Annotated in this window: 16 protein-coding genes; 5 read left to right on the top strand and 11 right to left on the bottom strand. The window is 64.4% G+C overall.

The window, feature by feature from the left end:
• Positions 1-53: 53 nt before the first annotated feature.
• The 8 genes from ACOQPI_RS02190 to glnA all read right to left on the bottom strand — a co-directional run bounded on the left by ACOQPI_RS02190 (position 54) and on the right by glnA (position 8,089).
• Positions 54-950 (bottom strand): IS3 family transposase, encoded by an 897-nt coding sequence (locus tag ACOQPI_RS02190; RefSeq protein ID WP_420618059.1) that lies wholly within the window; start codon positions 948-950, stop codon positions 54-56.
• A complete protein-coding gene (locus ACOQPI_RS02185) occupies positions 947-1,231 on the bottom strand; it encodes a transposase (protein WP_420618060.1) in 285 nt (94 codons plus the stop codon). The genes ACOQPI_RS02190 and ACOQPI_RS02185 overlap by 4 nt, the downstream gene beginning before the upstream one ends.
• 305 nt (positions 1,232-1,536) lie before the next feature.
• Positions 1,537-2,223, bottom strand: coding sequence for a hypothetical protein (locus ACOQPI_RS02180; RefSeq protein WP_420618085.1), 687 nt, complete (start codon positions 2,221-2,223; stop codon positions 1,537-1,539).
• 228 nt (positions 2,224-2,451) lie between these two features.
• A complete protein-coding gene (locus tag ACOQPI_RS02175; RefSeq protein WP_420618084.1) occupies positions 2,452-3,000 on the bottom strand; it encodes a PIN domain-containing protein in 549 nt (182 codons plus the stop codon).
• A gap of 229 nt (positions 3,001-3,229) precedes the next feature.
• Complete coding sequence (locus ACOQPI_RS02170; RefSeq protein ID WP_420618083.1) at positions 3,230-4,195, bottom strand: sigma-70 family RNA polymerase sigma factor; 966 nt, start codon at positions 4,193-4,195, stop codon at positions 3,230-3,232.
• A 133-nt stretch (positions 4,196-4,328) separates the two neighbouring features.
• On the bottom strand, positions 4,329-4,886 hold the full coding sequence (locus ACOQPI_RS02165) for a hypothetical protein (protein WP_420618082.1): 558 nt from the start codon (positions 4,884-4,886) through the stop codon (positions 4,329-4,331).
• Between the two features lie 64 nt (positions 4,887-4,950).
• Complete coding sequence (locus ACOQPI_RS02160; protein ID WP_420618081.1) at positions 4,951-6,606, bottom strand: NAD+ synthase; 1,656 nt, start codon at positions 6,604-6,606, stop codon at positions 4,951-4,953.
• A gap of 58 nt (positions 6,607-6,664) precedes the next feature.
• Positions 6,665-8,089: a type I glutamate--ammonia ligase gene (gene glnA, locus ACOQPI_RS02155; RefSeq protein WP_420618080.1), complete on the bottom strand. Its 1,425-nt coding sequence runs from the start codon at positions 8,087-8,089 to the stop codon at positions 6,665-6,667.
• Positions 8,090-8,255: 166 nt separating this feature from the next.
• Here glnA and ACOQPI_RS02150 point away from each other — a divergent pair, with 166 nt between their 5' ends.
• Both ACOQPI_RS02150 and ACOQPI_RS02145 read left to right on the top strand, forming a co-directional pair.
• Complete coding sequence (locus tag ACOQPI_RS02150) at positions 8,256-9,590, top strand: glutamine synthetase family protein (RefSeq protein WP_420618079.1); 1,335 nt, start codon at positions 8,256-8,258, stop codon at positions 9,588-9,590.
• A 5-nt stretch (positions 9,591-9,595) separates the two neighbouring features.
• Positions 9,596-10,261 carry a winged helix-turn-helix domain-containing protein gene (locus ACOQPI_RS02145; RefSeq protein ID WP_420618078.1) on the top strand — a complete coding sequence of 222 codons (666 nt, stop codon included), beginning with the start codon at positions 9,596-9,598 and terminating at the stop codon, positions 10,259-10,261.
• A 4-nt stretch (positions 10,262-10,265) separates the two neighbouring features.
• On the opposite strand, the gene ACOQPI_RS02140 is transcribed toward ACOQPI_RS02145, so the two are convergent.
• On the bottom strand, positions 10,266-10,613 hold the full coding sequence (locus tag ACOQPI_RS02140) for a RidA family protein (protein WP_420618077.1): 348 nt from the start codon (positions 10,611-10,613) through the stop codon (positions 10,266-10,268).
• A 13-nt stretch (positions 10,614-10,626) separates the two neighbouring features.
• Between ACOQPI_RS02140 and ACOQPI_RS02135 the strand changes: the two genes are divergently transcribed.
• Complete coding sequence (locus ACOQPI_RS02135) at positions 10,627-13,332, top strand: bifunctional [glutamine synthetase] adenylyltransferase/[glutamine synthetase]-adenylyl-L-tyrosine phosphorylase (protein WP_420618076.1); 2,706 nt, start codon at positions 10,627-10,629, stop codon at positions 13,330-13,332.
• Here ACOQPI_RS02135 and ACOQPI_RS02130 read toward each other — a convergent pair.
• Positions 13,314-14,870: a 2Fe-2S iron-sulfur cluster-binding protein gene (locus ACOQPI_RS02130; protein WP_420618075.1), complete on the bottom strand. Its 1,557-nt coding sequence runs from the start codon at positions 14,868-14,870 to the stop codon at positions 13,314-13,316. The two genes, ACOQPI_RS02135 and ACOQPI_RS02130, sit on opposite strands and share 19 nt — an antisense overlap.
• A 41-nt stretch (positions 14,871-14,911) precedes the next feature.
• Positions 14,912-15,238, bottom strand: a complete 327-nt coding sequence (locus ACOQPI_RS02125; protein ID WP_420618074.1) for a HesB/IscA family protein — start codon at positions 15,236-15,238, stop codon at positions 14,912-14,914.
• A gap of 124 nt (positions 15,239-15,362) precedes the next feature.
• Between ACOQPI_RS02125 and ACOQPI_RS02120 the strand changes: the two genes are divergently transcribed.
• Positions 15,363-16,553, top strand: coding sequence for an Mrp/NBP35 family ATP-binding protein (locus ACOQPI_RS02120; RefSeq protein WP_420618073.1), 1,191 nt, complete (start codon positions 15,363-15,365; stop codon positions 16,551-16,553).
• Between the two features lie 21 nt (positions 16,554-16,574).
• Complete coding sequence (locus tag ACOQPI_RS02115) at positions 16,575-17,003, top strand: FxsA family protein (RefSeq protein WP_420618072.1); 429 nt, start codon at positions 16,575-16,577, stop codon at positions 17,001-17,003.
• The last annotated feature ends 36 nt before the right edge of the window (positions 17,004-17,039 follow it).

Below are 17,039 nucleotides of genomic sequence, written 5' to 3'. Positions count from 1 at the left end.
GGAGTATGGACATCGACGATGAGGGTGTCATAGGCGTTCGGTGAGCTTCCCCCCTAATCGTGGAGAGTTTGTTTTTGAGGGTCGGGGTTGTGGGCCTGTTCGTATTCTACGGGGCTGGTCATTCCGATTGCGGAGTGGAGGCGGTGCTGGTTGTACCAGGTGTGGACCCATAGGGTGATTTCTCGTCGGGCCCGGGCTCTGGTGGTCCAGGCTCGGCGTGAGATGAGCTCGTGTTGGAGGGTGGAGAAGAACGACTCGGCCGGCGCGTTGTCCAGCGCGTTGCCGGTTCTTCCGGTGGACCGTGAGATGCCGAGCCGCCGGCAGGCGGCGGCGAAGGCTTCTGAGGTGTATTGCGATCCCTTGTCCGAGTGGAAGATGACGCCTTTGACGTTGCCGCCTCTGGTGGCGACCGCGGTGTTGATGGCCTGTTTGGCCAGCTCGGCGGTCGGGTACCGGTCGGAGGTGGCGAAGCCGACCATGCGCCTGGAGTAGAGGTCCTCGACGGTCGCGAGGAACACCGGGCCCTCGGCGGTGGGAACCTGTTTGAAGTCGCCGCACCATTTCTGGTTGACCCCTGTCGCGCTGAAGTCGCGGCCCAGAAGGTCTGTGGGGGCCGCATGGGAGCTGTCGGGGCTGGTGAGGCCCTTTTTGCGTTTGGGGCGGGCGCACAGGCCCTGGCGGGCCATCGAGGCCTCCACCGTCTTCTTCGACACCGACAGGCCATCGCGTCGCAGCCGGGCGCGCACCCTGGGCGACCCGTAGGTGCCGTCCGATTCGTCGAACGCCTTTTTCACCTCGGCGTCCAGCGCCCGGCGACGCCGCTGCCGATCGGTCAGCGGCCGGTCGAGGTGCTTGTAGAACGTGGATTCCGCCACGCCCAGCGCTCTGCAAGCCACAGAGTGAGGCACACCGTGGTCGGTCCTTTGGGCCGCGATGAACCCTGCGGTCACCGCGTCGCCTCGTTGACCCAAAGGACCACGGATCGTTTGAGCACATCACGCTCCATCTCCAGCTCGGCGACCCGGCGGCGCAGCCGGGCCAGCTCGGCCCGCTCGTCGCCGCTCAGCCCGCCCGAGCGCTCGTCTCGGTCCCGGCGCACCCAATTCCCGAGCGTGCCCTCGTTGACGCCGAGCTCCCGGGCGACGTGGGCCACCGGCCGGCCGGTCTCCTTGACGATCCGGACAGCCCCATCACGGAACTCCCGGTCATAATCTCTTCGCGGTCTGGACATAGCTCCTCCTTATAGAGCATGTCTCCACGAAAAGGGGGGAACCTCAGGGGGTCACGCCAGTGGGCTTTGGGTTCTTTCTCGGTGCTGCTCGTCACGCTCAAGCTGGGTCGCAGATGCTGTAAGCGAGTTCCGGATGTTAACTGCGTCCCGCCTCCTCTTATGGCGCTTCCAGATTGCGCTGCTCGCTCCGGGCGGAGCCGATGCCCGGTACATCATTGGCCGTCCCGCCTCCCACAGAGTGTGTCATCAATAGCTGTCTTGACCTGCGGTTCGGCAAGCCCCAAGAGAAGTCGCCCAACTTGCGATCAGCCTGTTTCTCCGAACCTCCAGTAGAGGTAGTCGCTAACCGTGTCGTCATAGGTTCTTTCTTCGCCGCATGCGATGCAGGTTCCCTCGCCTGGACCAATTCCGAAGACGTCAAATTCCTCGGTGATTAGAGTCACGCGACCGCAATAGCAACATTCTGAAGGCTCTGGCATCGACGAGCGTGCCTTCGGATCGAACGGGTGGGGCATTCGCTCCTCAGTCTCTTGCCTGTAGAGCTCGGCGACTGCTTGCGCCAAGTCCAGTCCGTCGATGACTTCCAGAACTTGAAGCGCAGGATGTTGATCCAGCGAAATCAACGCTTCGACATGGCTCTCATCCAGCACATCCCATTCTTCATCTGCTCGACCATGCCGGATTGACTGGGCCTTCTCTATTCCTTCCTCCAGGGTTTGCAATTCAGAGTCGTCGATGGCGTCTGTCTTGATTTCAGAATCTTCTCTGATGGTCGCCAGCAATGCCGTCGGCGACTTAACCCTGCCCTTGTTCCCATATTCGCGCCCGCTTGCCGTGTAAGCGACGATGGCTGCAAGCGCATTGGCCGCTGCCGCATCGAATGCACCGTCTCGGGGCATCCGATTATCGCGCAACGCCAAGGTGTTCAGGGCATATACCCTTCGCCGCATAACCCTGCGGCGCAATTCGGTGAACTCGTCTGTCGAAGCCACCGTCTGAATGTACCGGGTCTAGCGCGGTCGGCTTAGGTGACTTTCTGGCACGTCAACCGAAAGAGATCATCATGCCTTGGATCTATCCCGTCGGAATCCGCTCGTCGGTCCGTTCCCGGAAGCTCCGACACCGCAGCGCCCTGCGAACGGGCGAGGCGAGCACTGGCCCGAAGCAGTTCAGAAGTCGGATTCGCGATCGAATGAGGTTTTTGGCTCGACCCCGGTTGATCAAATCGGATGGGTCAATATGCTCCATCCCTTTTCGGTGCCTGCTCGGCGACCTGCCTTCTTGCGCCCGGTGGCGATGTCGGTTTCATGCTGGGTTTTCCGCTCGGCGCTGCGTAGGTCGTGGACTTCCCAGACTCGATCGTCGCTTAGCAACTCGCTGTCACCAGTCCAAAGTGGCACGTACTCGGCTGGCTGCCCTTCAGATGCCAAAGGGGCATTGCTGAGCCACAACCCAGAGCTACGAGAGATGGCCGTTGCTGCGGCAAAGCTGTCGCCGAGGCTCATGTGGTAGCAGTGCTTCAGCAATGCGGCCAGCTTCGCGACCTCCGCGGATGGCTCTTCAATGGTGACAATTTGCTTGAGGCTTTCCACAAACCTCATTGCCACGTTGAAGTCGCGGGCATTGCTTGCCATTGCGCTATAGACCTCAGCGAAGTTCACCGAGCACATCACCGCGTCGATGGTCTTTCCGGACAACAGCCTGTCCACCTCGCTGGCGGAAGGGTCATTTCCGTCGTAGTACTCGACGACCGGCCAGGCGTCGAGCACTACTAACTTGTCAGAGCTCAATCAGCATGGTTGCTCTGAGGCTTATCGAGACCCTCGAAAGAGGCTCCCTGCTGGCGCTGTGCTTCAAGAACGTCGGTTGTGCGCGTGCCCGCGCCAGCTCCCCGAAACTTTCGGAATTGCAAATAGGCACGCCGGCGCTGCTCTGAATTCTGATCTTTGGTGGAGCCGCGACCGACCATCAACAGATCTTACCGAGCAAAAAGTTGAATCAAACTGCCAATAGGTCGCGGGCGCCGGTGTCGCTGCTGGGGTGGCGGAGTTTGGACATGGCCCGGGCCTCGATTTGGCGGATGCGCTCGCGGGTGAGGTTGAAATGCTCGCCGACTTCTTCCAGGGTGCGGGGCTCGCCGCGGTCGAGTCCGAAGCGGAGCTTGAGTATCTCGCGCTCACGCTCGTCGAGAGGGCCGAGCAGTCGGGTGATCTCCTCGGGCAGCAAGGCGGTGGCGGCCACTTCGAAGGGGGACTCGGCGGAGCGGTCCTCCACCACGTCGCCCAACTCGGCGTCGCCGTCTTCCCGCAGCGGCTCGCTCAACGAGAGCGGCTCGGCGGCGAAGCGCAGCGCCTCGGTCACCTTTTCCTCGGAGAGGTCTACCTCAACGGCCAGCTCAGCCAGGGTGGCCGGGCGGCCCAGCTTCTTCTCCAGATTGGCCCGGGCCTTCTGTAGTCGGGCCAAGGTGTCGCCGGCGTGGACCGGTAGGCGGATGGTGCGACCAGTGTTGGCGATGCCCCGGGTGATGGCCTGGCGGATCCACCAGGTGGCATAGGTGGAGAACTTGAAGCCCTTGCGCCAGTCGAATTTCTCCACCGCGTGCATCAGGCCGAGGTTGCCCTCCTGGATCAGGTCCAGCAGAGGAAGGCCGGAGGCCTGGTACTTCTTGGCAATGGACACCACCAGGCGGAGGTTGGACTGGACGAAGCGGCGCTCGGCCGCCTCGCCCACCTTGACCTGGCGGCGCAGAATGCGGCGGCGGGCGGGTGAGAGCCGCTCCGAACTGCCGGATGCGCCCTCTTTGTCCTGGTCAAGGAGAGCTTGGGCTTCGTTGCCCTCCTCGATTTTCTGGGCTAGCTCAACCTCGTCGTCCTTGGTGAGCAGCGGGTATTGGCCGATGTCGGTCAGATAGAGGCGGACAAGATCTTCGTCGTCTCGCTCAACACGCTCTTTCGGCACAGTCATACCTTCCCGAAAATCCTTTGGCCCGATAATCCGTGGACTCGATGATCCGTGGGGTTACCGATGCCGCTGTCGAACCGGTCGACGCTGACCGAGCAGAGACACGGACAATGCTTAGCTAATAACGATACCCGCTTCATCGCGGATGCGTCACCAGTGGAGGCCATCTTTTTTCGCGATAGTCGTCGGCAAAGCCGATGATGAGCTCTTCGATCTCCCTATCAGAGGGGATATGGGGGGGATTCCACACTTCCTTGGAGTCATATCGCTCTTCGGCCAAATCGGCGGCCACCATGCGGGCGGTGCGGATCGCAGCTCCGTCGCACACCGGCGACAACTCGTGACCCAAATGCTCGATCACTGAGGCCAACTGGGGCAGAGCAACCTCGTAGAGCACGGCAACGGTGTCCACCGGCGCTGCATCCTCGATGTAACCAACCAAGTGCTCCCATGATTGTGTGGGACAGCCAATCCGATCAGTTCCGGCCAGTGCCGGCGAATCAGGCAGCAGGTTCTGCCACCACTGGGCGTGCTGTCCATGACGACGGCTGGAGCGGGCCAGAAGTGCCCGGGTGCGGGCGTCCAAAGACTCGCCTTCGGCCGATTCAACGGCCAGATGGCCTTCGATCTCGAACAGCCGCTCAGAAATCCAGGCCAAACCGCCGCAGGCGTCGGCCGACTGCTCAATGTCCATCCTCAGTCCCCACCCCGGTAGCGGCTAAAGCACCTAGCTAGCGTTTCTTGGAGTCCGATAGCCATCAGTCCCCACCCCGGTAGCGATTGGTGATGGGCAATCGACGGTCGCGGCCGAAGGCTTTGGCGGTGATGCGCACCCCGGGGGGGTTCTGGCGGCGCTTGTACTCGGCACGGTCCACCAAGCCGGTGATGCGGCTCACCAACTCGGGGTCGTAGCCCTGGCCGCACAGGTCGGCGAGGGTGAGATCGCCCTCGACATAGGCCTCCAACAGCGGATCCAGCACCTCGTAGGGAGGCAGGCTCTGGTCGTCTCGCTGGTCGGGGCGCAATTCGGCCGACGGCGGTTTGACCAGCACATTCTCGGGGATCAAGTCGCGACCGGCCCGCTGGTTGCGGTAGCGGGCGAAGGCGTACACCTGGAGTTTCCACAGGTCTTTGATCACGGCATAGGCCCCGGCGGTGTCGCCGTACAGGGTGGAGTAGCCCACCGCGCTCTCGCTCTTGTTCCCGGTGGTCAAGATGAGCCAGCCGAACTTGTTGGACAAGGCCATGAGCAGCGTCCCCCGAATGCGAGACTGCACGTTCTCCTCGGCCAGGTCGGGGTCGAGCCCGTCGAACGACGGGGCCAGCATGTTCAGGAAGGCCTGATGGCCGGGCTCCACCGGGATGACCCGATGGTCGATGCCCAGGTTCCGGCACAGTGCCTCAGCGTCGGCCACCGAGTGATCGCTGGAATAGCGAGAGGGCATCAACACGCCGTGCACATGGTCGGCCCCCAGAGCGTCGGTGGCGATGGCGGCCACCAGCGAGGAGTCGATTCCCCCCGACACTCCGATGCCCACATCGGTGAAGCCGTTCTTGTGCACATAGTCCCGGGTGGCCAGCACGAGGGCCTCGTACTGCTCGTGCAGCTCGTCCAATCCAGGATCCACCTGGTTGATCTCCTGGGGGATGGCCGGCGGGGGCGACAGTTCAGGCCGGTCGGCCACCTCTACCTCGGCGATGAGCAGGTGCTCCCGGAACGGGGGTGCTTGGGCAATGATGCGACCGCCGGCGTCCAGCATCAGCGATGTGCCATCGAAGACCAGCTCGTCTTGGCCCCCCACCAAGTTGGCATAGGCGACGGCGCACCCCGTCTCCGAGACCCGCTGGCGGAGGACGCCCACGCGCTGGTCCAACTTGCCCACGTGATAGGGCGAGGCGTTCAGGTTGAAGATGACCTCGGCACCGGCTGCGGCCATCAGGCTCATCGGACCCCCCGACACCCACGCGTCCTCGCAGATCGACACGCCGACGACGACGCCGGCCACGTCGTGCAGCACGGGATCGCCAGTGCCGGGGAGGAAGTAGCGGCGCTCATCGAACACCCCGTAGTTGGGCAGCTCCCGCTTGTGGTAGACGCCCTCAAGTCGGCCATTGGCTGCGACGCCGGCTGCGTTCTGGCAGCCGTCGGCACCGTCCACAAATCCCACCACCGCGGCACACGATCCCGACCGGGCCGCAATGTGCTCCACCGCATCGCGGCTGTCCTGCACAAATCGCCGCTTGAGCACCAAGTCTTCCGGGGGATAACCGGTGACCGCTAGCTCCGGGAAAACCGCAGCATGGCACCCGGCCTGCTCGGCGGCAGCCAGCGCAGAGAGAATCCGCTTGGTGTTGGCGTCTATATCGCCAACCACTGAGTTGATCTGGCACAGGGCCACCCGCAGCTCGGCCACGAGAACAGGCTAGAAGGGCCGCAGCCCGAGCACAGATTGGAGCTGTAGAGGTGTCCGGTTAGACGGAGTAGTACATCTCGTACTCGAGGGGATGGGGTCGCAGGTTGATGGCGTCCACCTCCTCCTGCTTGACCTCGATGTACGACTCTATCAGCGCGCTGTTGAACACGTCGCCAGCCAGCAGGAAGTCGTGGTCAGCCTCGAGAGCGCTGAGTGCCTCGGCCAGTGAACCAGGCACGGTCTCGATGCCGGCGGCCTCTTCAGGCGGCAGGTCGTAAATGTTCTTGTCCAGCGGATCACCCGGATCCATCTGGTTCTGGATGCCGTCGATCCCGGCCATCAGCATGGCGGCGAACGCCAGGTAGGGGTTGGCGCTCGGGTCGGGACAGCGGAACTCCAAGCGCTTGGCCTTGGGGTTGTCGGAGATCAGCGGGATGCGGATGGCCGCGGAGCGGTTTCGCTGGGAGTAGGCCAGGTTCACCGGGGCCTCATAGCCCGGCACCAGCCTCTTGTAGGAGTTGGTGGTGGGAGCGGCGAAGGCCAGGATCGCCGGGGCGTGGGCCAAAAGCCCGCCGATGTACCAGCGGGCCAGGTCGGACAAGCCGGCATAGCCCCGCTCGTCATACATCAGCGTGTCGCCATCCATCCACAGCGACATGTGGGTGTGCATACCCGAGCCGTTGTCGCCGTAAATGGGCTTGGGCATGAACGTAACGGTGCGACCGTGCTCGCGGGCCACGTTCTTCACCACGTACTTGTAGAGCTGCACCTTGTCGGCCATCACCAGCATCTCGTCGAACACCATGTCGATCTCGGCCTGGCCGGCGGTGCCCACCTCGTGGTGCTGGACCTCGATGGGGATGCCCACCGATTCGAGGGCTACCACCATCTCCGAGCGCAGATCCTGGAAGGTGTCCATCGGCGACAGCGGGAAATACCCTCCCTTGTAGGGGATGCGGTGGCCGGGACTGGGAGCGCCGTTCACCGAGGGGCGACCGCTCTCGAAGATGCCCTCAGCCGAGCGAATCTGATAGCCGGCTACGTCGGGCTGGTTCTGGAAGGCCACGCTGTCGAAGATGAAGAACTCGGCTTCCGGTCCGAAGTAGGCGGCATCGGCGATGCCGGTGCTGGCCAGATAAGACAGGGAGCGGCGCACCACGCCCCGGGGATCTTTGCCGTACATCTCGCCGGTGACGGGGTCCTTCACGTCGCACAGCAGTACCAGCGTCTTCCGCTTCATGAATGGGTCGAAGATCGCGGTGTCGGGATCAGGAATGAGAAGCATGTCGGAGGCGTCGATGGTCTGGAACCCGCTCACCGAAGAGCCATCGAACCCGAGGCCCTCTTCGAACACTGCTTCGGTTAACTCGCGGATGGGCAGCGAGAAGTGGTGCTGCACACCGGGGACGTCGGTGAAGCGCATATCCACGAACTCCGCACCTTCAGATGCGGCTAGAGCAATGACTTCTTGGGGAGATGACACAGTGGGTTCCTCCTTTTTCGCGCCCTTACTTTCCCACAAGCGACAAGGGCACTTCGCATCGTGCCAAAGCCGTGTTTCCAGAGATTTTCCCGATTGTGAAAGGTTTGTGAACGCCGCCAATGGGCTGGCGTTGACAACCGGCGGCGGGGCACTCTGGTGGTCTCCTATGGAACCGCAAAAGGAATATGTGCTTCGCACCGTGGAGGAGCGGGGAGTGCGCCTCATCCGGCTCTGGTTCACCGACGTGCTGGGCCAGCTCAAGTCGGTGGCCATCTCTCCGGCGGAGTTGGCCGACGCCTTCGATGAGGGACTGCAGTTCGACGGCTCGGCCATCGACGGCTTCTCCCGGGTGCAGGAGAGCGATGTGCTGGCCGTACCCGACGCGTCCACATTCGAACTGCTGCCCTGGGCCGACCCCGAAGAGCCCTCCGGACGCGTGTTCTGCGACATCCGCAACCCCGACGGCACCCCCTTTGAGGGCGATCCCCGCTGGGTGATGCGCCGCAGCCTGGCCAAGGCAGCCGAGATGGGCTACACGTTCTACACCGCTCCCGAAGTGGAGTTCTTCTACTTCCGGCACGGTGATCCCGACCAGCCGCTGGTGCCGCTGGACAACGCCTCCTACTTCGATTTGACCACCGCGGATGTGGCCAGCCCGTTGCGCAAACGCACCATCACGATGTTGGAGGCCATGGGCATCCCGGTGGAGTACTCCTTCCACGAGGACAGCCCCAGCCAGCATGAGATCGACCTGCGCTACACCGAAGCACTGAGCATGGCCGACAACGTGATGACACTGAGGCTGGTAGTGCGCAAGCTGGCGCTCGACCGGGATCTGCACGCCACCTTCATGCCCAAGCCGCTCAACGGCGTGCAGGGATCGGGCATGCACACCCACATGTCGCTGTTCGAGAACGACGTCAACGCCTTCCACGACGCCGGAGACGACTACGGCCTGTCGAAAACGGCCAAGGCCTTTATCGCCGGCCTGCTGCACCACGCCCGGGAGATCACCGCGGTCACCAACCAGTTGGTGAACAGCTACAAGCGGCTGGTGGCCGGCGATGAGGCGCCCACCTTCGTGTCGTGGGCCCGCAACAACCGCTCGGCGCTGGTGCGGGTGCCGGTGGTGAAGCCGGGCAAGGAATCGTCCACTCGAATCGAATACCGGGCGCTCGACTCAGCGGCCAACCCCTATTTGGCGTTCTCCGCGGTGTTGGCCGCCGGCTTGAAGGGGATCCAGGAGGGCTATGAGCTGCCGCCTGAGGCAGCCGCCGACCTCTACACCATGACCAGGGGCCAAGCTCGGACCAAGGGTTTCGAGGAGCTGCCCATGTCGCTGTCGGAGGCCCTGGACGTGCTGGAGGAATCGCCGCTGATGTTTGACGTGTTGGGCGAGCACATCCACGAGTGGTTCTTGCGCAACAAGCGGGCCGAGTTCGCCGAGTACCGCCGGGAGGTCACGCCCTTCGAGCTCCGCCGGTACTTGAACACCTGGTAGTTGCTGTGACTGAGCCGCTGCTCGTTTTTCCCGATCCGCCGCCGCCGGAACTGGTGCGCACGTTGGACTTGGGGGGCTACAACTGGAAGGCGGTGGGCAGCGCCCAAGAGCCGGAGGGCCGGTGGCTGGGCGCGGTGGTGGCGGTGGATGAGAACCCCGAAGACGCGTTCGGATTCTGTCGTTCACTGAACCGAAGGGGCTTGGACATCCCGGTTCTGCTGCTTATCTCCGGTGCTCGTCTAGACGAACTGGAGATGCGCGACGACCTCTACACCGACTTCTGCCTCACCCCATTCCACCAGCGGGAATTGGAAGCCCGGCTGGCCCACCTGGTGTGGCGATCGGGCACCGCGCTGCGCCCGGAGCTCATCGAATACGGCCCGCTGGTGCTGAACGTGGAGACCTATCAGGCCACCATCACCGGCCGGCCGCTCGACCTCACCTACATGGAGTACGAATTGCTGAAGTTCCTGGCCAGTTCGCCCGGCAAGGTATTCACCCGAGAGACACTGCTCAGCCGAGTGTGGGGCTACGACTACTTCGGCGGCGCCCGCACCGTGGATGTCCACGTCCGCCGCCTGCGGGCCAAGCTGGGCGAAGAGCACGCCGGCCTCATCACCACCGTCCGCTCCGTCGGCTACCGCTTCGGCCTCTCCCGCTGGGAGCGGTAACCGCTCAGCCGGAGTAGGCCCAGAGTTCGATTTCCACGAGGGCGCCGAGGGGGAGGGCGGCTACTCCAACGGCGGAGCGGGCGGGGCGGTTGTCGCCGAAGCATTCGATGTAGGCCTGGTTCATGGCGCCGAAGTCGTCCATGTGCAGCAGGAACACGGTGGCCTTCACCACATCGTCCAGTGTGGCGCCCTCGGTGGCCAGCACTTCCTCGGCGTTGGCTACTGCTTGTCGGAACTGGGCAATGAGTCCGCCGGGCACTAGCGAGCCGTCGGCAATGCCGATCTGGCCGGAGCAGATGAGAAAATCTCCGGCACGAACGATGGGGGAATACGGACCGACCGGAGTGCTCATAGCATGGGATCATATGGAAGCTGAAGGCCTCGGTCACCAGAACCAAGACATCGAGTATCTGATCGCCTCCTGCCCGTGGCCGGAGGATGCCCGTTCTCTCATCCAGGATCTGGGCATCACCGACGAACGCCGGGCCCGGGCGGCGGCCATGCTGGCCGGGGCTTCCCGCAGCATGAGCAAGGCGGTGCGGCGCGATCCCAGCTTGCTGGGTGTGCTCGATCCCCCATCTGAGTTCGCCACCGAGAAGATGAGCCTCACCGCCCCTGATGACGACGATGCCATCGACGGACTGCGGCGGTGGAAGCGCCGCCAACTCCTGCGCATCGCACTGCGTGACTTGCTGGGTGAGGCCGACCTGGCCACCGTGGGCCGTGAGCTGTCGCTGCTGGCCGACGCCTGTTTTGCCCGAGCCCTGGAGATCGCCGACGAAGGACCGCCGTTGGCCATCATCGGCATGGGCAAGCTGGGAGGCGGCGAGCTGAACTACGCCAGCGACGTGGACATTGTGTTCGTCCACGAGGGCAGCACCGAGGCAGCGGTGAAGCGAGCCCGCAAGGTGGTACAGGCCCTCACCACGTTTACCGCCGAGGGCGCGGTCTACCGAGTGGACACCGACCTCCGCCCCGATGGGCAGACTGGCTCGCTCAGCCTGCCCCCCGACGCCTATCAGCACTACTTCGAGCAGCGGGCCCACGCCTGGGAGCGTCAGGCCTACATAAAAACCCGCCTGTGCGCGGGCGACCCCGAGGTGGGCAACGCCTTCTTCGACGCCATCCGGCCCGGTGTGTGGGAAGAGAACCTGGGGGCCAAGACTGTGCCGTCGCTTCAGGCCATGAAGAAGCGGGTGGAGGAGTCGGCCAAGCTGAAGGGCGATCGGGAGCTCAAGAAGGGGCCCGGTGGCCTGCGAGACATCGAGTTCACCGTGCAGCTCCTGCAATTGGTACACGGCCGAGCTGATCCCACCATTCGCTCCCCCAACACCCTCACTGCCCTTCGGCAGTTGAGTTGGGGGGAGTACATCGACCAAGCCGATGCCGTTCACTTCACCACCGCCTACATCCACCTCCGCACGGTGGAACACCGGTTGCAGCTCCGCGACGAGCGCCAGACCCACGAGCTGCCCACCGCGGATGCCGACCGAGAGTGGGCGGCCCGAGCATCCGGTTTCGAAAATCTGGAAGCGTTCCAGGCCTCCCACACTCGCCACCAGTCATCGGTTCGGGAGATCCACCAGCGGATCTTCTACCGGCAAACCCTCGACCGGCTGCACGAGACCGGACTGGTGAGCGAGCTGCTTCCCGCTCACCTCGGGCAGTTGGGTTTCGGCGATCCCGATCGGGCCGCCGCTACCATCGAGCGCCTTACCGAGAACCTCGGCCGTCGGGCCAACGTGATGCAACAGGTGCTGGTGATCATGGTGGAGGCTCTGGCCACCACCCCCGATCCCGACCTGGGGCTGGTCCGCCTGGCCTGGCTTTTGGACGGCTCCTTCCGGGTCGGCACCATCCTCCCGGTTTTGCGCGACTCCCCCATTGCCATCAGCGACATCGCCCGATTGCTGGGTTCCAGCCGGGTGGCCGCGGGATGGATGCGCAACCACCCGGAGTTCGCCCGCTCGCTGATGAACCCCGAGGAGCTGGCCCATGCCCGCACTGCGGAGGCCCTGGTTGCCGAGGCCACCGAGGCCATGCAGTCAGCCGCTGGCGATCACGACCTCCAGATGGCCGAGCTGCGGCGGTTCGTGCGGCGCGAGCAGCTTCGGGTGGCGGCCCGAGACATCCTGGGGCTGGCCTCGATCATTGAGATTCCCCAGGAGTTGACCCTTATCGCCGACGCCGCGGTGGCGGCCGCCGTCGACTCGCTGGCCCCAGAGGTGCCCTTTGCTGTCATCGGAATGGGGCGCTATGGGGGCCTTGACCTTTCCTATGCCTCTGATCTGGATGTGATCTTCGTGTACGAGGGGGCAGGCTCTGATGACGCCAGGGCGGCCAACCGCACCGCCCGGGGCCTGCTCAAGGAGATCGGGGCTCAAACCGCCGAAGGCCGAGCCTGGGAGATTGACGCGCGGTTGCGCCCTGAGGGCGAGAACGGACAGCTCGCCCGATCGCTGGAGGGGTATCAACGGTATTACGAGGAACGGGGTCAGCTATGGGAGCGCCAGTCTCTGCTCAAACGCCGCTTCGTGGCGGGAGACGCCGATTTGGGAAACCGATTTCTCCAGTTGGCCGACAAGTGGTGCTACCAGCCCGACTTCAGCGATACCGAGGCTGATGAGATCCGCGCCATGAAGCGCCGCATCGAAGCTGAGCGGCTGGGCACCGGCAGCAAGGCCCGGGACGTGAAACTCGGCGCGGGTGGGCTCAGCGACATCGAGTTCACCGTGCAGCTCATGCAGCTTCAGCACGGATTCGGAAGGACTTCGATCCGCGATAACCGCACGCTGCCCGCGCTGGCCGGTCTGTCGGAGCACAACCTGCTGGACATCGGCGACCGGGCCACCCTGGATGTGGGCTATCGCTTCTGCCAGCGGTTCCGCAACGCCCGCTACCACCTCTCAGGACTCTCTTCAGACGTGTTCCCCGACGACGACCACGAGGAGCTGTTGCTGGCCCGACGGCTCGGCTATCCCAGCAACCGGGACTTAGAAGCCGACTACCAGGAGATCACCGACGCCGTTCGAGAAGTGACCGACCGGCTGCTCTACGGAGAGTCTGAATGAGCATCCGGCCGACCGGTTGGCCAGTCAGGGGGATGGCCGGCGGCCCGCCAGGTGGCTGCGGCCACGGCGGCGAACACGGCGTCGGAGCAGTTGACGGGCGGGCCTTCGGACGGCTCGATCTCCACCTCCACCGGGGGCATCCGAGATGCGGGCACGACGCCGAAAGAGCGGATAGTGAGGTCGTGGACCTCGCCGTCGGGGCCGACGGTCAGCGCCTCGGAGGTTACCCAGCTATAGGCCATATGCGCGGCGCCGATGCAATAGGAGCGCAGCACGACCTCATCCAGCGGTTCGCCGCCGTACACCTGAATCCGCAGGCTGCCTTGGTGCCACTCGGCTCGGGCCGAGCCCCCGCCCGGAGACGTGATCGGCTGAGAGCCATCGCCCAACGCACTCAGCGCTACGGCGGCCTCAACCCATCCTGCACCCCGAATGGCGACCGAGGTGGGAGGTCCGGCGATGTCTACTTCTTCTACCGACAGGGCAGATAAAACCGATGCGACGGCATCGGCCACCCCCGGCGTGCGCACTACCCGAACCACCCCTTGGCCATCGGCGTTGATCCCAATGGCCACCGGCGGGCGTTTGGGACCGTGCCGAACGGAGTCCTCACGAGACCACAGCACCCGCACCGGACGGCCGTGCTCATCGGCCAACCGGCGGGCCACCTCCGGCAGCGGAGACGCCAGCTTGGCGCCGAATGCGCCGCCGTTGGCCAGTGGGCTCGCCGGTTCGCCGCCGGGGGCACACCACGAAGCGTCGGTCTCCAGATAGGCGGGCTCCACCCATGAGGTACGAAGGCGCACTGCCCAGTCGCCTTCAGGATATTCCAACGGCATAGGCAGCTCTGTCGGCGTGCGTCGGCCCTGCACCTTTCCCGCTACGGCCCGGGCCTCGGCCACCGTCTCTCCCAACGCCCAGCCGCCTCGGCCATCGGACAGCGCCACCAGCGCCCCGTTGGGCCCGGTGTCGTCGGCAAAACCGCCCTCTCCCAAGGCCACATCCGGCCCCACGGTCTGGGCAACGCTGCCCTCGATCTCGGCTCGCCGTGCCGCCGCGGCCCAGTCACGATCGGGGGCGTCGGCGCCGAAGTGCTCCCACGCTTCCAAGATGGTCTGCCACCCCGTGCAGCGGCACAGATGGGCGGCGAGCGCGGTGGCCGCAGACGAGCGGGGGTGATCTTGGTCCAGTCGGGCATCCAGACCGGCGAGGCGCATGATGATGCCAGGGGTGCAGAAGCCGCATTGGCTGGCGCCGGCTGCGCAAAACGCCTCACCCCAGTCGGCACGGGTGTCGGAAGGCAGCCCGGCCAGGGTGGTGATCTCCCGGCCGGCCACCCGGCGGGCGGGGGTCACGCAAGACACTCGAGGCTTCCCATCAACCCACACGGTGCAGCAACCGCATTGTCCTTGCGGACTGCATCCGTCTTTCACCGTGCGGATGCCAAGCCGGTCGCGCAACACCTCCATGAGCGAAGCGCCGTCGTCGGATACTTCCACGGAGCGACCGTCGACGGTGAACTCCAAAGCGGCGGTCATTGGATGAGGGTAGCCAGCGCCGGGCGGCGCGGCGATGGGGGTTAGCTAAAGCTCTGTCCGCAGCCGCAGGTGCGCTGAGCGTTGGGGTTGGTGATGGAGAACCCTGCCTCGGTCAGACCGTCTTTGTAGTCAAGCACCGCGCCCTCCAGCAGGGCGGCGCTAGAAGAGTCAACTACCACCTTGACATCGCCAAAGAGAACTTCCTGGTCTTCGGAACCAAAGTCGGCGTCGAAATACATCTCGTAGCTGAATCCGGAGCAGCCGCCAGGGCGAACCGCCACCCGCAGGGCCAGTTCCTCGTCGTCGGCCTGCTCTTGGCGAACCAAGTCTCCCACTTTGCTGGTTGCTGAATCTGTGAGCGTGATCACAAACTTCTCCCTACTCGGTGCTGCGACGCGTCATCAGTTTACCCGCAGAAATGGTTGCCCAACACACCCAACCGCGGCGCACGCCTGTAGAGCCTCACACCCTCACCCGTTAGCATCATTGAGTGTGAGCGACGGATCGGCCTCCAATCAGCCAACGGTCGACGATGTGATGGCCGTGCTGCGCGGGGTGATCGACCCTGAATTGGGCACCGACATCGTTGAGTTGGGCATGGCGCGAGGCGCGGTGGTCAATCCCGACGGCCTCGTCGAGGTGACGGTGGCGCTCACCACCGCGGGATGCCCGCTGCGGGCCCAGATCCAGCGAGATGTCCGCAGCCGGGTGGGCGGGTTGCCCGGCGTGGAGAAGGTCAAGATCCACTGGAGCGAGCTGACCCAGGAGGAGAAGGCCTCGGCCATGGCCAAAGCCCGCTTCAACGTGGCCCAGAACGCTCCCGACACCGCGGTGCCCCCCACTGCCAAGGTGGTGATGGTGGCATCGGGCAAAGGCGGGGTGGGCAAATCCACCGTGACGGTGAATCTGGCTGCCGAACTGGCCCGCCGAGGCATGCGGGTCGGGGTGATGGACGCCGATATCTGGGGCTACTCGGTGCCCCGAATGCTGGGAGTGGAAGGCCGTTTGGCGGGGGCGGAAGACGAGAAGAAGATCGTGCCCAATGAGAAACAAGTGGGCGACGGCACCCTGGAAGTGGTGTCGATGGGCTTCCTTGTCGACCGGGAGGAGACCGCGCTGATGTGGCGGGGCCTCATTCTGAATCGGGCCGTCCAGCACTTTCTCGAGGACGTGCGCTGGGGCCCGGTGGACTATCTGTTGATCGACATGCCGCCGGGCACCGGCGACGTGCAGATGGGCATTGCCAAAATGCTCCCTCAAGCCGAGATGGTGGTGGTGACCACCCCGGCTCGCAGTGCCCAGAAGGTGGCTACCCGAGTGGCCTCAATGGGGCGTTCCAACTATCTCCGGATCGCCGGGGTGATCGAGAACATGAGCGCGTTCGTGGCTCCCGATGGGGCGTCGTACGAGATTTTCGGCCAGGGAGGCGGACAAGAGCTCGCCGACGAGCTCGACGTGCCGCTGCTCGGTCAGGTGCCCATCGACGCTGCTGTGGCCCCTGGCGGGGACGAGGGGGCGCCTGTGGTGCTGGAAGACGCCCCTGGTCCCGCGGGTGATGCGTTGCGAACTATCGCCGATCGGCTGTTGGAGGAGATCCCCCCGGTGGATATGGCCTCTTGTACCGCTCGGATTTTCGAGGCCGCTGAAGAGGCCCTGGCCAAACTCGACATCGTCTCGTCGTAGGACTCAGCAAAGGAACTCGCCGTGGTCGTCTGGTTGGTGCTCCTGTTCATTGCGGTGCCACTGGTGGAGCTGTATGTGATTGTGGAGACCGCCCGAAGCATCGGAACGCTGGAGACCATCGGCCTGTTGATCGTGGTGAGCGTGGTGGGGGCGTGGATGGTGAAGGCCCAGGGGCTGGCGGTGCTCTGGCGGGTCAGGAGCAAGCTGGCCGAGGGCGTGATGCCCGGCCGGGAGTTGGTGGACGGTGCCTTGGTGCTGCTGGCTGGGGCACTCATGCTCACCCCTGGATTCGTGACCGACGCGGTGGGCCTGCTCTTGTTGTTCCCCCCCACCCGAATGGCGATCCGCCCGTTCATCATCCGCCGTTTTCGTCATCGCGTGACCTATATCGGTCCCGAGGGCACTCGGCCGGGAACCATCCACGACACCGATCTGGCCGATGGGGATTGACCGGCTACAGATGACGGCATACCGCTAGCGCCATAC

Source organism: Candidatus Poriferisocius sp., assembly GCF_965219815.1.
In the GTDB taxonomy this organism is placed as follows: Bacteria; Actinomycetota; Acidimicrobiia; order Acidimicrobiales; family Bin134; genus Poriferisocius.
Note: the sequence above shows the minus strand (reverse complement) of the source record. Positions and strands in the feature narration are given on the sequence as shown.